This window comes from Gemmatimonadaceae bacterium, assembly GCA_020851035.1.
GTDB lineage: Bacteria > Gemmatimonadota > Gemmatimonadetes > Gemmatimonadales > Gemmatimonadaceae > JACMLX01.
This window is the reverse complement of the sequence record JADZDM010000012.1, coordinates 212,997-228,054: the sequence shown is the minus strand read 5'-3', so window position 1 is coordinate 228,054 and position 15,058 is coordinate 212,997. Positions and strand designations below refer to the sequence as shown.

General features: G+C 70.1%; 12 protein-coding genes. 7 read left to right on the top strand and 5 right to left on the bottom strand.

The genetic code is table 11. The features are described from left to right. The first annotated feature begins 191 nt into the window (after positions 1 to 191). The 5 genes from IT355_09980 (at position 192) to IT355_09960 (ending at position 6,861) form a co-directional block, all read left to right on the top strand. Entirely contained in the window at positions 192 to 1,874 is a 1,683-nt protein-coding gene (locus IT355_09980; GenBank protein ID MCC7053587.1) for a hypothetical protein, read from the top strand. A gap of 56 nt (positions 1,875 to 1,930) precedes the next feature. Beyond that, positions 1,931 to 3,070, top strand: coding sequence for a DegT/DnrJ/EryC1/StrS family aminotransferase (locus IT355_09975; protein ID MCC7053586.1), 1,140 nt, complete (start codon positions 1,931 to 1,933; stop codon positions 3,068 to 3,070). Positions 3,071 to 3,179: 109 nt separating this feature from the next. Then, on the top strand, positions 3,180 to 4,328 hold the full coding sequence (gene rffA / locus IT355_09970; GenBank protein MCC7053585.1) for a dTDP-4-amino-4,6-dideoxygalactose transaminase: 1,149 nt from the start codon (positions 3,180 to 3,182) through the stop codon (positions 4,326 to 4,328). Positions 4,329 to 4,351: 23 nt separating this feature from the next. Next, positions 4,352 to 5,608: a glycosyltransferase family 4 protein gene (locus tag IT355_09965; GenBank protein ID MCC7053584.1), complete on the top strand. Its 1,257-nt coding sequence runs from the start codon at positions 4,352 to 4,354 to the stop codon at positions 5,606 to 5,608. Continuing rightward, a complete protein-coding gene (locus tag IT355_09960; GenBank protein ID MCC7053583.1) occupies positions 5,608 to 6,861 on the top strand; it encodes a hypothetical protein in 1,254 nt (417 codons plus the stop codon). The genes IT355_09965 and IT355_09960 overlap by 1 nt, the downstream gene beginning before the upstream one ends. Here the strand turns inward: IT355_09960 and IT355_09955 are convergent. From IT355_09955 to IT355_09935, 5 genes are read right to left on the bottom strand one after another with little or no spacing between them, the layout of a single operon-like run. Then, complete coding sequence (locus tag IT355_09955) at positions 6,836 to 7,876, bottom strand: hypothetical protein (protein MCC7053582.1); 1,041 nt, start codon at positions 7,874 to 7,876, stop codon at positions 6,836 to 6,838. The two genes, IT355_09960 and IT355_09955, sit on opposite strands and share 26 nt — an antisense overlap. Next, positions 7,873 to 9,147, bottom strand: coding sequence for a glycosyltransferase family 4 protein (locus tag IT355_09950; protein ID MCC7053581.1), 1,275 nt, complete (start codon positions 9,145 to 9,147; stop codon positions 7,873 to 7,875). Before IT355_09950 ends, IT355_09955 begins: the two co-directional genes overlap by 4 nt. Positions 9,148 to 9,163: 16 nt before the next feature. After that, positions 9,164 to 10,333 (bottom strand): UDP-N-acetylglucosamine 2-epimerase (non-hydrolyzing), encoded by a 1,170-nt coding sequence (gene wecB, locus IT355_09945; GenBank protein MCC7053580.1) that lies wholly within the window; start codon positions 10,331 to 10,333, stop codon positions 9,164 to 9,166. After that, positions 10,326 to 11,450, bottom strand: coding sequence for an NAD-dependent epimerase/dehydratase family protein (locus IT355_09940; GenBank protein MCC7053579.1), 1,125 nt, complete (start codon positions 11,448 to 11,450; stop codon positions 10,326 to 10,328). The genes wecB and IT355_09940 overlap by 8 nt, the downstream gene beginning before the upstream one ends. After that, the gene (locus tag IT355_09935; protein ID MCC7053578.1) at positions 11,447 to 12,505 is read right to left on the bottom strand and encodes a polysaccharide biosynthesis protein; all 1,059 of its coding nucleotides are present in this window, start codon (positions 12,503 to 12,505) and stop codon (positions 11,447 to 11,449) included. Before IT355_09935 ends, IT355_09940 begins: the two co-directional genes overlap by 4 nt. A 175-nt stretch (positions 12,506 to 12,680) precedes the next feature. On the opposite strand from IT355_09935, the gene IT355_09930 reads away from it, so the two are divergent. Together IT355_09930 and IT355_09925 are read left to right on the top strand one after the other, a co-directional pair. Further along, positions 12,681 to 13,457 carry a hypothetical protein gene (locus tag IT355_09930; GenBank protein MCC7053577.1) on the top strand — a complete coding sequence of 259 codons (777 nt, stop codon included), beginning with the start codon at positions 12,681 to 12,683 and terminating at the stop codon, positions 13,455 to 13,457. Further along, positions 13,454 to 14,758, top strand: a complete 1,305-nt coding sequence (locus tag IT355_09925) for an O-antigen translocase (GenBank protein MCC7053576.1) — start codon at positions 13,454 to 13,456, stop codon at positions 14,756 to 14,758. Before IT355_09930 ends, IT355_09925 begins: the two co-directional genes overlap by 4 nt. Positions 14,759 to 15,058: the final 300 nt, after the last annotated feature.

Below are 15,058 nucleotides of genomic sequence, written 5' to 3'. Positions count from 1 at the left end.
TGTGCGAATGCGTCGCAAGGGCTCGGTGTGGAGATGAAGTGGCACCGGGTGGTGCCGGCGCGATGGACACGCGGCCGCCCGCACGTCGAACTTCGTGGCTTGCGAAAGCCGACGCAAGCAGCGCATGCGTGCGCACCGCGGGTCGAACGGCCGCGTGCCACCGCCCGGCACGACGGGCTAGATTGCCCGCGATGACGGTCACCCGATTGACGACTGCCGCCATGCGGCTGGCGCTGCTGGCCTGCCCCTGGACCACCGCCGCGGCCCAGTGGCAGGCCGACGCGGGACCGCGGTCGGCAGCGCTCGGTGCACCGGTGGGCGGGTCCATCGAACGCTACCTGCGCGCGGCGGCCGTGGCCGGCCGCATGCACCCACTGCCAACAGCGGCGCGCGGCCTCCTCCCTGCCGAGTTGCGGGCCGCGATGCTCGCGGACTCCACGCCGCATCCCTGGCGGGCGGCACTGCTGCAGGCCACACGAGACCGGCGGGCCGCCGGCGCACAACTCTTCGTCAGCGCGAACTCCTCCATGCCCTGGGGCGCGAACGACGGCGCCATGTGGCAGGGCCGCGGCCTGAATGCCGCGCTCGGCGCCGGCGCCGTGTTCGAGACGCGACACCTGACTGCGCTCGCGGCGCCCGCGCTGGCCTTCAGCCAGAACGCCGGCTTCCCGCTCATGCCGCAGTTCTTTCCCGAGCGGCTGTCCGACCTCGTCGACCCGCAATACACCGAGGTGGTGGACCTGCCGCAGCGCCGCGGTATCCGCCCGGAGACGCGCCTCCTCCCGGGCGAGAGCTCGCTCCGCGTCTCGGCCTTCGGCCTCACGGCCGGCATCAGCTCTGCCAGCGAGGGGTGGGGACCGGGCGAGACCTTTCCCGCGATCCTCGGCGCGAATGCCGGCGGATTCTCGCGGATCTTCGCCGGCACCAACGCGGCCGGCGTGCGGCTGGGACCATTCGGCACCCTGTCCGCACGGTACGTCCTCGGTGTGCTCGAGCAGAGCAACTGGTCGATCGTCACCGCGACGGACACCTTCGCCTCGATCACCGCCTCGGGGCGGCGGCGCATGGCCACGGGGCTGAGTGCCAGCTTCACACCGGCGGCACTCCAGGCGCTCGAGATCGGCGCGACGCGCTTCTATCACCTGCCCTGGCGCGGCAGCGGACGCCAGTGGACGGGATGGGCCAAGCCGTTCTCCGGGCTGTTCAGCGGAGACGAGGTGCTCGGCCCCGCCGCCGCCGACAGCATCTCGAACCAACTCGGCTCGCTCTTCATCCGCGTGCGGGTGCCGAAGGCGCGGCTCGAGACGACCGTCGAGCTGCTGCGTGACGACTACAACTACAGCGGACGCGACCTCGTGCAGGAGCCGGAGAACAATGGCGCCCTGCTGAGCAGCGTGCGCATCGCCACCAGCAGCAGCGCGAGCGCGATCAGCCTCCTGACCATCGAGCTGTTCGATGGCGACATCCGCCCGATCGCACAGCAGCGTCCGCAGGGTGCGCTGTACACGAACGGGTCGCTGCTGCAGGGCCACACGAGTGATGGCCAGCTCCTCGGTGCGCCGATCGGTGCCGGCGTGGTGAGCGGGCAGCGCGTGGCCTGGGAGCGTTTCACGGCAACCGGTTCCCGTCGCATCGCGCTCCAGCGCTGGCGCCCGCGCTCCGTCGTCATCACCGATGTCGAGGGCCTGTACCGCCCACCCCCGGTCATCATCCCGAAGGCGTACGACTGGCTCTACGACCTCTCGGCGGCCACCCTCGACCAGCGCGGCGCCGCCAGCCGGAGCCTCGAGGTCGGGGCGCTGTACGCCGGCGTCTGGCAACTCCGTCGCACGGCGTGGAACGTCTACGCACGCGCCTCGACGACCATCTTCTGATCGCCTCGCCGTCCAACACCGGTCACGGTCCACGCAGTCCCTCCCGGACACCTCACATGGCACACGAACGCATCTATCTCTCCGTTCCGCACATGGGCCCCGAAGAACTCACGTTCGTGCAGGAGGCCTTCGCCTCGAACTGGCTGTCGTCGGTCGGGCCGAACCTCGATGCGTTCGAGCAGGAGATGGCGGCGTACCTCGGCGGCACGCGGCACGCGCTCGCCGTCACCTCCGGCACCGCGGCGCTGCACCTGATCCTGCGCGCGATCGGTGTCGGTGCGGGTGATCGCGTCGCCGTGTCGACGCTCACCTTCGCCGGCTCCGTCTTCCCGATCACCTACCTTGGCGCGCAGCCGGTCTTCATCGACAGTGAGCGCATCTCCGGCAACATCGACGCCAGCCTGGTGGAGGAGTACCTGCGCGCCGCCGCGGTGTCGGGCACCCTCCCGAAGGCGCTCGTCGCGGTGCACCTCTACGGCCAGCACTGTGACATCGACCGGATCGCCGCCGCCTGCACGGCATTCGGCGTGGTGCTGGTGGAGGACGCCGCCGAGTCGCTCGGCGCACGCTATCGGGGGCGCCCGACCGGCACCACGGCGTCGTACGCACTCCTCAGCTTCAACGGCAACAAGATCATCACCACCACCGGTGGTGGCATGATCCTCTGCGACGACCCGGCGCAGGTCGCCCGCATGAAGAAGTGGGCCAACCAGTCCCGCGAACCGGCGATCGAGTACGTGCACGCAGAGCTCGGGTACAACTACCGGATGAGCAACGTCCTCGCCGGCATCGGCCGCGGCCAGCTGCGCGTGCTCGACGATCGCGTCGCGAGCCGGCGCGCGGTGTTCGACCGCTACGTGGCCTCGCTCGGCGATGCGCCGGGCGTGACGTTCCAGCCCGAGGCGGGATGGGGCACACACACGCGCTGGCTCTCGGTCTGCTACCTGGACGCGGCCGCCGGGGCGCGCACCACGCCGGCCGCGCTCGTGACCAGCCTGGCGGCGGAGAACATCGAGGCGCGTCCGGTCTGGCGACCGATGCACACGCAGCCACTGTATGCGGGCGCGGAATGCGTCGGCGGTGCGGTCGCGGAGGACCTGTACCGCACGGGAATCTGCCTGCCGTCGTCCTCGAGTCTCCTGACGGCGCAGCAGGATCGCGTGATCGAGCGGTGCCGGAGCCTGCTCGTCGGCTGAAACCGGCGGAGTGCTGGCAGGCCCGGCCGTCGGCGCGGTATGTTGTCGCAGTCCCGGGTGCGCGGCCACTCCCCCGCCCCCGGCACCCACCACTGTCCTGCCTCGCGTCATGACCTCGATTCCGTTCAACAAGCCATACCTGCACGGGCGCGAGCTCGTCTACATCGCGGAAGCGGTGGCGTCCGGCAAGATCTCCGGCGACGGGGTGTTCACGAAGCGGTGCCATGCCTTCTTCGAGCAGCGCTACGGCCTGCCCAAGGCGCTGCTCACCACCTCGTGCACGGACGCGCTCGAGATGTGTGCGCTGCTGCTCGACATCGCCCCGGGCGACGAGGTGATCGTCCCCTCGTACACCTTCGTGTCCAGCGCCAATGCCTTCGTCCTGCGCGGCGCGACGATCCGCTTCGCGGACAGCCTTCCCGATTCACCCAACGTGGATCCGGAGGCGATCCGGGCGCTGATCACCGACCGCACGCGGGCGATCGTCGTGGTGCACTACGCCGGCATCGCAGTGGACATGGATCCCGTCATGGCGATGGCGTCGGCCCGCGGGATCGCGGTGGTGGAGGATGCGGCGCAGGCCATCGAGTCCACGTACCGCGGACGGCAGCTCGGCACCATCGGTCAGCTCGGTGCCTTTTCCTTCCATGAGACGAAGAACATCATCGCCGGCGAGGGCGGCCTGCTGGCGGTGAACGATCCGGTGCATGGGGCACGCGCCGAGATCATCCGGGAGAAGGGCACCAACCGGTCGGCGTTCTTCCGCGGCGAGATCGACAAGTACGGCTGGGTGGACGTGGGGAGCTCGTTCCTGCCCTCGGACATCATCGCAGCGTACCTCTACGCGCAGCTCGAGAGCATCGAGGCGATCCAGGCGCGCCGCATCGCCATCTGGGAACAGTACGCCGCCGCGTTCCGGCCGCTGTCCGCGCATGGCTTCGTGAGTCCGGTGCTGCCAGCGTGGGCCACCAACAACGGGCACATGTTCTACCTCGTGGCGCCGGACCTCGGGCAGCGGTCCGAGCTCATCCGGCGCCTCAAGGCGGACGGCATCCTGGCCGTGTTCCACTACGTGTCGCTGCACAGCAGTCCGTACTTCCATCGCCTGCATGACGGGCGTCCGCTCCCGAATTGCGACCGGTTCGCGGATGGACTGCTCCGGCTCCCGCTGTATTACGAGCTGACCGACGCCCAGCTGGCCCGGATCATCGACCGGACCGGCACCCACGTGCACGCGATCGCGGCCGCCGGCACGTGACAGCCGGCGGTGACGGGTCGGGAATGATCTTCGTCGCCAACGTGCTCACGATGAACGGGGGCACGACGTTCCTGATGCGCACCAGCCGGGAACTCGCGCGCCGGGGCCTGCGGGCGACGATCCTCCTCCTCTCACCCCGCGTGGACGAGGCGCTGCACCGCGAGCTGGGCTCGGTGGCCACGATCATCGACGTGTCCGCGTTCTCCACGCTGCCGGTGCGCGGACTGCTCAGCGTGTTCGCGCCGATCGACTGGGCGCGACTGCGCCGCGCACTGCCGCCGGCGGGCGTCCCCGTGCATGCCATGGGGATCTTCGGCCTCTGGTTCGCGCACCGGCTCTGCGCCGCCGATCCGGGACGGCGGCTGTCGGTGGGCGTGTACCACCAGAACGAGTTCATGTACCGCGTCGCGCCAGGTCGCTTCACCGATGGCGCCCAGGCGCTCTTCCGCGCGGTGCCGGATGCGAACCTGCTGTTCTTCAACGATGCGACGCGCGATCACTACGCCGCGTTCTTCGGCCGCAGCTATGCGTCCGCCCCCGTCCTCCCGATCGGCATCGACATCCCGCCCGCGCCGGCCAGCTACGACGGACCCGCGGCACCCGTGATCGTGTCGGTGGGCAACCTCGTCGACTTCAAGACCTACAATCGGCACGTCATCGCCGCGCTGCCGGCGCTGCGCGCGGCGTGTCCCGGTATCCGCTACCGCATCGTCGGCCGCGGCCCTGAAGAGCCGGTCCTGCGCCGCCTCGCCACCGACCTCGGTGTCGCTGATGTGGTGGAGTTCGTCGGCCAGCTCCCCTACGGCGCGATCGCCGCGGAAGTGACGGCAGCCACGGTGTTCGTCGGCAGCGGCACCGCGCTCCTCGAGGCCGCGGCCGTCGGCGTGCCGGCACTCATCGGCATCGAGTCACTTGACGTCGCGGAGAGCTACGGCTTCCTCTCCGACATCCCCGACCTGTCGTACAACGAGCACGTCGAGGGAAGAGCGCGCATCGACATGACGGCGGCGCTGCTCGCGGTGCTCCGTGACCGCGAGGTGCGCGCGCGGATCGGCGAGGCCTGCCGGCGGAAGGCCGAGGAGTTCGGCGTCGCGGCCACGGTGACCGGCCTGCTGGCGCAGGTGCCCCGTCTCGAGCCCGTTGCTGCTCCGCGCGACCTGCCGTCACCACTCACGGCGGCAGTCTCCTGCCTGATGCTCGGCGTCCGCGACCGTGTCTCGCCGGCGACGGCGTTCGCCGCGCGACGGAACCAGTCGTTCACGGCCCCCCGGTCGACGTGATGAGCACGCGGGTGCGGGCCCTGCTGCTGATGGCATGCGCCTTCCTGCCCTACCTGCCGGGCGGCCTCCGCACCGAGCACCTGCTGTTCACGGCACTCGCACTCTGGGGGGCCATCGCCTTCGGGCTGGGGCGCTGCAGGCTCCCCGCGATCGTGCTCGCCGCCGCGCTGGCGCTCTTCGTGAGCCTCGTGGCCCTCGCCATGAGCAGCACGGTGTCGCCGGATGCCGGTGCCGATGCAAGCGTCGTGAGCAGCTTCATCAGGCTGATGCTCCCGCCGGTGATCTGCCTCGCGGCGGCGACGGTGTTCGCCCACGAACCCGCGGCCACCGTCGTGGTCTCGCGCGCGATCCTCGGCGTCGCCATCCCTGTCGGCGCCGTCGCCGCACTCAGTGCCGTCACGGACATCGGCGGGCTGCTCGGGCCGTGGGTGCGCTCCGGCGAGACGAGCGTGTGGGCCCAGGCACTCGCCATCGGGCGCTTCACCGGGATCTTCAACCAGCCGCTGGAAGCCGGCACGTTCTACAGCGTCGCGCTCTTCGCCGCGATCTACCTCCGCGCACGGCGCCAGGCCGGCCCCCTGTTCCTCGGGCTCGGCATGCTCTGCGTCCTCGCGGGCGGGATGCTCTCGCTCTCGAAGAACTTCGTGGTGCTCGGCCTCGGGCTCGGAGTGCTGCTCGCGATCGCCCTGCGCGTCATCCGGCTCACCACCGCCATCCTCGTGTCGGTGGCCGGGCTGGCCGCCATCGGCATCGGCGTGTGGCGCTTCAACGAGACCTACGCCACCTCGCTCCTCGACCTGCTCGACAGCGGCGGCGTGGTGCTCGCCCTCACGGCCGGTCGCTTCGGTGGATCGGAGACCGACGTCGGGCAGCTCTTCACCGCGCTGTACACGCAATCCAACTGGGTCGCGGGCTTCGGGCTCGGCGCGCACCTGCCGCTCGACAACGGCTACCTGGAGTACTTCTACCAGGGCGGCGTGCTGGCGATCACCGGCTACGCCTGCTGGCTGCTGTTGCTGCTGCTCGCCGCGGTGCAGGCACCGCGCAGCGCCGAGGGGCGCCTGCTCGCGACACTCACGCTCTTCGTCGCGGTGGCCTCGCTCGGCGGACCGGTGATCACCGCCAACCGCGCCAACGTGGCCCTGCTCTGCCTCATGACGGTTGCCGCCCACAGTGCGGTGCGGCAGGCCGCGCAGGAATCCCCCTCGCGCGGGCGCACCGTCCCGGTCACGACGAGCGCCGCAGCCGGCTGACCTCCTCGGTGAACGCCACGCTGTCGACGGACGACGAGCGCGCGCTGCTGCGGACCGACTCGCGCACGATGGCATACGCGAGCGCGAGGAGTGAGCCCAGCATCAGCCCGACCAGCCCGAAGATCACCGTGAAGCGGGAATCCGGCAACGCGGGGAGCCTGGCGCTCTCCACCACGGTGATCACCGGCGTGTCACGCACCTCACGCAGACGCGACTCCTCATGCGCCTGTGCGAGGGACACGACGAGCTGCTGGCGCGTGGCGACCTCTCGCTCGAGGCGTGACTGCTGGAAGACGAGGTCGGGTGCGCCCTGGTACGACCGGTTCGTCTGCATGAAGCGTTGCAGCTGGTCCTCGCCCTCCCGCAGCGAGATGCGCGCCTCGGCCAGTCGCGCCTCGGCGAACTTCCGCTCCGCACCGGCCTGGCTCTGCCGGGTGCGGAGATTGTAGCGGTTGAGCTCCTCGAGCAGCCGCTGCGCCAGGGAGAGGGACAGCTCCGGCGAGGTGGTCGTGACCTTCACCGACACGATGCCGGTCTTGGCCGACACCCCGACCTCGAGCACCTTCTCGCGCATCCGCTGGCTCGCCCGTTCCTCGCGCAGCGCCGCCGTCTCGCCGCCGACGTCGAGCAGTTCCGGGATGGCCCGGCGACCGGCCGCGCCTGCGCGGCCGGGGAACGAGTCGCGCACGATGGGCACCAGCACGTCGCGCGTCTTCAGCAGCTCGGCGTAGAACTGCGGCGAGAGTGCCGCGCCGGAGAGCCCACCGAGCGACACGCCGAGCGACCCGGCCATGCCGGCCAGTCCGGCCAGGCCGCCGCGCCCCTGGTCAGTGGAGGTCTGCGGGGTGAACGAGGCGCTCACGGAGTAGCGCGGACTCCGCAGCCGGGCGGCGGCGACACCGAGCACGAGGCCGGTGAGGGCGCAGACGAGCAGAACGCGCCGGCTGCGGAGCAGGAAGACCATCAGGCCGGCGAAGGTCAGCTCGCCCGGCGCCGCCGACGCCTCAGCGCTCACGACGCCTTCCCCGCCAGCGCGGCCGCCGGACTCGATGCGGAACTGTCATGGGTGGACGCGGTGGTCAGGAGGGAGAACACACGCTCGAACGCCGTCACGCCGGCATCGAGGCTCAGGTGCGCAGCGTAATACTCGCGACCGGCGCGGCCAAGCGCATCACGACCGGCCGGACCCAGCGCCGCCAGCGCGGCCACCGCATCCACCAGGGCCGCGGCGTCGTCGGGCGGCACCACCATCCCGGCACCGGCGGCGGCGACCATGGCAGCCGCGTCACCGCGCACCGCCATCAGGATCGGACGGCCCGCGGCCAGGTACGCCTGCGTCTTCGATGGGATCGTGATGCGGAAGAGCGGCTCGTCGCGCAGGTGCACCAGCAGCACGTCGGCCGCCGCGAGCAGCGGCGGCATCTCCGCCATGCTGCGCCGCGGCAGGAACCGCACGTTCGGCAACCCGGCGGCTGCGGCCTCGAGTGTCGCCCGGTCCGTCCCGCCGCCGATGAACACGAACAGGGCGGCGGGCACGCGCGTGTGCGCCTCGCGGGCTGCATCGAGCACCACCTGCAGGTGCTGTGACACCCCCATCGTGCCCGCGAAGAGCACCACCAGCCGGTCGCCGAACCCCAGCGCCGCGCGCTCCGCCGCCGCATCCGGCTCGCCGGACGACGTCGCCTCGGGGCTCCAGTTCGGGATCACCGTCACGCGCTCCGACGGCAGGCCGCGCGCGACCAGTTCCGTCCTGAAGCCCGGCGACAGCACCACCACGTGGGCAGCGCTGCGGTACACATAGGCGCAGAACCGCTGCAGGATGCCGAGGAGTGCCGGACGCGACATCATCCCCGATGCCGCCACGGTGTCCGGCCAGAGATCCTGCACGTCGAGCACGAACGGCACCCGCCAGCGACGGCCCAGCACGACGGCCGGAATGCCGATCGTGATCGGTGGGTGGTAGGCGTAGATCACGTCCGGCCGCGGAAGTCCCCGGAATCCGGAGACGGCCGCCGAGAGCGCGAAGCTGACGTAGTTCGCCACCCGCTTGAGCGCGCCGCGATCGTGGCTCGGGTACAGCCACACCCGCCGCACGCGGATCCCGTCGACCATTTGGTCATCCACCGCCCGCAGCCTGAACCCCGGGTAGACCACGCCGTCGGGATAGTTCGGGAAGCCCGTGAGCACCGTCACCTCGTGCCCGCGGGCACGCAGGGCCTGTGCGAACGCCATGCCCTTGATCGCGGGCTCCGGGTCGAACCACTGCGACAGCAGCAGGATGCGCATCAGCGCGACACCGCGGTCAGCCGGCGCCCGGGGTCGCGGCCGGCGGTGCGTCGACCGGGGCCTCGCGCCAGACCACGCGACGCACGTAGTCGGTGTACGACAGGATGATGCGCAGCACCTTGTCGGAGACGTTCGGCATCTGGTAGTCGGCCACCGGGCGCAGCAGGCGCGTGTCGCCGCGCGGCTGGGCTGCGAGCACGCTCAGGGCACGCTCGACATTCTCGAGGTTCAGCCCCGTGAGCATGACACTGCCCTCCTCGATCGCCTCCGGGCGCTCGAAGGCATCGCGCAGGTTCACGGCCGGGAAGTTCAGGATCGACGATTCCTCATTGATCGTGCCGCTGTCGGACAGCACCGCCGCCGCATGCAGCTGCAGGTGCACGTAGTCGTGGAAGCCCAGCGGCTTGAGGAGCTCGACCCGCTCGTGGAGCACGATGCCCGCGGCCTCGATCCGCTTGCGCGTCCGCGGGTGCGTGGAGACGATCACGCGCCGGCCGTGGGTGGCGGCGATCCCGTTGAGGAGGCGCGCGAACTCGGTGAACTGCGCCGGCGCATCCACGTTCTCCTCACGGTGCACGCTGACCACGAAGTACTCTCCCGTGGTGAGCCCGAGCCGGCTGCGGACGTCGGAGGCCTCGATGCGCGGACGGAAGTGCGTGAGCACCTCGAACATCGGGCTGCCGGTCTTGATGATCCGGTCCGGCGGCAGCCCCTCGCGCAGCAGGTACTCGCGCGAGATGTCGCTGTACGGGAGGTTGATGTCGCTGATGTGGTCGACGATCCGCCGGTTGATCTCCTCCGGCACCCGCTGGTCGAAGCACCGGTTGCCCGCCTCCATGTGGAACACGGGCACGCGGCGCCGCTTGGCCGCCAGTGCCGCCAGGCAGCTGTTCGTGTCCCCCAGCACCAGCAGCGCCTCGGGACGGTGCTCCACCAGCGCGCGGTCCGTCCGCGCGATCACCTGCCCGATCGTCTCGGCGGGCGTGTCGCCGGCCGCACCGAGGAACACGTCGGGCGCGCGCAGGTCGAGGTCGCGGAAGAAGATCTCGTTCAGCTCGTAGTCGTAGTTCTGGCCGGTGTGCACCAGCACGTGCTCGGTGTGGCGATCGAGCAGCGGCAGCACCCTCGAGAGCCGGATGATCTCCGGCCGCGTTCCCACCACCGTCATCACTCGCAGCTTACGCACGGAGCACGTCCTCGAATCGGGTATCCGGCCGCGCGGGATCGAAGATCTCGCTGGCCCAGAACAGGCAGACCATGTCCGTCGTGCCGGTGTTCTCGATGGAATGGGTGTATCCCGGCGGAATGTCCACCACGCGGAACCGGTCACCGCGCACCGCGTACGAGAGCACCTCGGCCGAGTCCACCTTGCGGAAGCGGATCACCGCCTCGCCCTCGACCACGAGGAACTTCTCCACCTTGGTGTGGTGCCAGTGGTTCCCGCGCGTGATGCCGGGTTTGGTGCGCGACACGAAGATCTGCCCGAAGCCGTCACCCTTGAGCACCTCGGCCAGCGTGCCGCGCGGATCGGTGAACAGCTTCAGGTCGTAGGCGAAGCCGTCCCCGGGCAGGTACGAGAGGTAGGTCGCATAGAGGGCCTGCACGAAACGCGTCGAGAAGTCGGGCAGCCGCAGCGTCTCCCGGCTGGCCCGGAACGACTCGATCAGCGCCGTCAGGGCCCCGAGTGACACCGGCGTGACCGGTCCCGCCTCGCGACGCTCGACGGTGCCCACCGGCAGCCGCTCGTCGAGTGACGCCAGGACGGCCTGGACGACGTCGTCGACATGGACCAGCGGCACGATCGCCGCCGGGTCGCGCACCGTGTACGGCGCCCCCGTGGCGACGGCATGACAGAACGTCGCCACGGCCGAGTTGTAGTTGGGGCGGCACCACTTGCCGAACACGTTCGACAACCGCAGCACCACGGCGCTCCCCGCACCGCCCGCCGCCCACGCCGCGACCGCCTCCTCGGCGGCCAGCTTGCTCCGCCCGTACGGATTGTCGGCGGCGGCCTGGATCGACGACGACAGCACGATCAGCGGCGCGCGCCCGCCGCGCTGCGCCACCGCGCAGATGCGCTGCGTCAGGCCGGCGTTACCGGTCATGAAATCCGCCGGGTCCTCCGGCCGGTTCACGCCCGCAAGGTGCACGACCACGTCGGCGGCGCACACCGCGGCGTCCAGTGCGTCAGCCGGTGTGCCGCGGTCCACACCGGTCACCGTCACCCCCTCACGTGCCTGCAGCGCCAGCATCACGTGCCGGCCGATGAACCCCTGCGCGCCGGTGACGAGGACCTGCGTCACGAGGGCGTGGCGCTGCGCTGCGCCCGGTATGCCGCCAGCTCGTCCCGCACCAGCCCGAGCGTCAGGAGCAGCGACGCCATCTCGTCCACGTCGAGCCGGCGCGTGTTGTGCGAGTGATAGTCCTCGACCTCGGCCCACGCCGGCTCACCCTCGGTGAAGTACTTCGCATAGTTCAGGTCGCGCGTGTCGGGCGGCACGCGGTAGTACTCGCCATGGTCCACCGCCCGCGCCATCTCCTCGCGCGTCAGCAGCGTCTCGTAGAGCTTCTCGCCGTGCCGAGTGCCGATGCTCCGCAGCGGGCCGTCGGAGCCGAAGATCGAGAGCACCGCCTTCGCCAGCGTCTCGGTGGTCGCCGCCGGCGCCTTCTGCACGAAGAGGTCCCCCGGCTGGGCGTGCGTGAAGGCGTAGAGCACGAGGTCCACCGCATCGTCGATCGACATCATGAACCGCGTCATCCGCGGGTCCGTGATCGTCAGCGGCTCGCCGGCTCGCACCTGCTCGATGAAGAGCGGGATCACCGAACCGCGCGACGCCATCACGTTGCCGTACCGCGTGCCGCAGAGGATCGTCCCGCGGGCCGCCGCCACCTGCGCCTTCGCCATCATCAGCTTCTCCATCAGCCCCTTGGAGAGGCCCATGGCGTTGATGGGATACGCCGCCTTGTCCGTGCTCAGCACCACCACCCGGCTCACGCCGCTGGCCACCGCCGCGTTGAGCAGGTTCTCGGTGCCGATGGCGTTGGTCTGGATCGCCTCCATCGGGTAGAACTCACACGACGGCACCTGCTTCAGCGCCGCCGCGTGGAAGACGATGTCGACCTGCGCCGTCGCATCCCGCAGGCTCTCCGGCGACCGGACATCCCCGATGTAGTACTTGATCCGCGGGTCGCGATACTCGCGCCGCATGTCGTCCTGCTTCTTCTCGTCCCGGCTGAAGATCCGGATCTCGCGCAGGTCGAGGCCCAGGAAGCGGCGCAGGACGGCATTGCCGAACGTCCCGGTTCCACCGGTGATCAGTAGCGTCTTGTCGCGAAAGACGGACGTGTCGAGTGCCAATCGTTCTCCGTGAGCTCCGGTCGCATCCCGTCACCCGGGACAGGAACATCCATGTAAGATACTCCCGCCCCGCCTCCCGCGTCAGCATCACCGCGGCGCAGCGCCCCGCGCGCGCCAGGGCTGCACCACGCCGGCCGTATTATGCTCCAGCGCTTCTTCGTCCCTTCGATCCACCATGGCCGCTGCCCTCACCCTCCGAACCTCCGACAGCACCGCCCTCGAGTTCCGTGAGGCGCCGTGGGACCAGCGCACCCTCGGCTTCCCCTGTCTCGAGATCACCGCGCTCCGCGGCGAGGACCCTGCCGAGCTGGCGGCGCTGCTCGCGGCGTTCGACGCCGAGGCGGCACGCCGGGACGCCGGCTTCGCCTACACCCGCGTGGCGGCCGACGCCCGGGCCCTCCGGCGCGCACTGACGGAAGCGGGCTTCTACCACGCCGAGTGCAGCTTCCGGGTGGCGCATACCCAGGTCCAGAAATCCGGCGAGATGGACCGCTGGATCCGGCGCGGCGCCGTGCTTCGCCCGGCCGGACCGGAGGACCACGAGGCCATGGAGTCGATCCTCGAATCGGCCTTCGAGCACGGGCGGTTTCACGAGGACCTGTACATCTCGCGGGAACTCGCCGGGTTGCGGTACCGCCGCTGGCTCGCCGACCTCGTCGCACAGGGCAGCGAGGTCTACGCCTACTGCGCCGGCGATGACGTGATCGGCCTCCATGTCCAGCAACGGCACGGCGACGTGGCGGACCTGATCCTCACCGGCGTGAAGACCTCGCACGCACTCATGGGCGTGCCTCTCTGGGCCGAGGTGATGCGCCTGGTCCGCACGCAGGAGGTGCGCGAGGCCCGCACGCTCATCTCCGCCGCCAACGTGCCGATCGTGAACCTCTACAGCCGCTTCAATTTCACGTTCCAGGCGCTGCTCAGCGGCTACCACAAGCGCTATTCCCGATGACCCGCCCGCCGCGGCGTTCCGGCGATGTCGTCACGGCGTCACTGGCAGCTGCCATCGCGCACGGCCTCCGCATGGTGGCCAACCTCGTGGTCGTGAAGATGATCGCGCTCTACGTCGGTCCGGGTGGCTTCGGCCTCCTCGGCAACTTCATGAGCCTGATCACCATGACCACGGTCTTCGCCGGCGGCGGCATCGCGACCGGGATCACCAAGTACGTCGCCGAGTTCAGCCACCGGCCCCGTCGCCTCCTGCGCTTCCTCGGCGCGACGGTCGTGTACGGTGGCGTGTTCTCGCTGCTCGTGGCCGCCGCAACACTCCTGTTCGCCGCCGCGATCTCCACGGCACTCTTCTCCACGGCCGAGTACGCCTGGCTGATCCGGTGGCTCGGGCCCGCCCATCTCCTCGCGTTCATCGGCAGCGCCGTGATCGCGGCGGGCAACGGACTCCGGCAGCCGAAGGAATACGCCCGGATCACCATCCTCGGGCACCTGATCGCCCTTCCCGTCGCATGGCTCCTGATCCGCACGCTTGGCATTGCCGGATCGGGGCTGGCGCTGCTCTTCGTGATGAGTTGCACCGGAGTGCCGGCGATCTGGGTGGCGCTCCGCTCGCCGCTCACGCGCCGGATCGTGCCCGGCATCGACCGGACGGACTTCCTCGGCCTGCTCCGCTTCTCCACGATGGCCGTCACCTCAGCCGTGGCTTTTCCAACGGCAGAGATCGCCATTCGCAAACTCCTCACGGCACAGCTCGGCAATGAAGCCACCGGACTCTGGCAGGCAACGAGCCGCCTCTCCGGCGCATACCTCGGCTTCTTCACCGTCTTCCTCGCGACGTACTACATGCCGCGCCTCGCCTCGCTCGCCAGCGGGCGCGACCAGGTCCGCGTCGTGTGGCGCTACGTCGCGGTCATCGCGCCCTCGTTCGCGCTGTTCGCCGTCGGCATCCATCTCGCCCGCCACCTCGTCATCCGCCTGCTCTTCTCGGAGGCGTTCGCCGGCATGGCGCCGCTCATGGGATGGCAGTTGCTCGGCGACACCCTGCGCGTCTCCGCGTATACCATCGGTTTTCTCGGTATCGCACGTGGCTCGGTGTGGCTCTACGTGGGCGCAGAAGTGTTGCAGGCCGGCATGCTCACGCTCTTCGTCACGCGGGCCGTGCACGCCGCGCCGTCGCTGCTCAGCGTGCAGCATGCGTACGTCCTCAGCTATGGCCTCTACCTTGCCGTTGCCGTGGCCGCACTCGTGTGGTTTCACCAGCGCCAGCCGGTCACGGAGACGTCGCGAACCCTGACCGGATGAGCGAACAGCCGAGCTTGCTCGGCAATGTCGCGGCATCCGCCGACACTTCCCGTCGGGCGGGGTCGCATTTCCCGGGACGCGTTGGATCGTCGTAAGATTCGACGGCACAGTGATTTGACTGCCGGAGCGCCCCTGACGTTCACGGGCTTCCTGCGCGATATTTGCCCATTGCTCCTGACGCTGCTTTCCACGATGGACACCAGTGTGACCCGATGCAGCTCTCCCCGGTACCTCGCCGCTAGTGACGCATGCGCCGTCACCGGATGGTGACGGTGTCTTCTTTCCACGGATTTCCATGAC

What these genes read in the sequence shown, in the direction of transcription:
- IT355_09980 (MCC7053587.1), top strand. Translation starts at nt 192, where the DNA reads ATGACGGTCACCCGATTGACGACTGCCGCCATGCGGCTGGCGCTGCTG.
- IT355_09975 (MCC7053586.1), top strand. Translation starts at nt 1,931, where the DNA reads ATGGCACACGAACGCATCTATCTCTCCGTTCCGCACATGGGCCCCGAA.
- rffA (MCC7053585.1), top strand. Translation starts at nt 3,180, where the DNA reads ATGACCTCGATTCCGTTCAACAAGCCATACCTGCACGGGCGCGAGCTC.
- IT355_09965 (MCC7053584.1), top strand. Translation starts at nt 4,352, where the DNA reads ATGATCTTCGTCGCCAACGTGCTCACGATGAACGGGGGCACGACGTTC.
- IT355_09960 (MCC7053583.1), top strand. Translation starts at nt 5,608, where the DNA reads ATGAGCACGCGGGTGCGGGCCCTGCTGCTGATGGCATGCGCCTTCCTG.
- IT355_09950 (MCC7053581.1), bottom strand. Translation starts at nt 9,147, where the DNA reads ATGCGCATCCTGCTGCTGTCGCAGTGGTTCGACCCGGAGCCCGCGATC.
- IT355_09930 (MCC7053577.1), top strand. Translation starts at nt 12,681, where the DNA reads ATGGCCGCTGCCCTCACCCTCCGAACCTCCGACAGCACCGCCCTCGAG.
- IT355_09925 (MCC7053576.1), top strand. Translation starts at nt 13,454, where the DNA reads ATGACCCGCCCGCCGCGGCGTTCCGGCGATGTCGTCACGGCGTCACTG.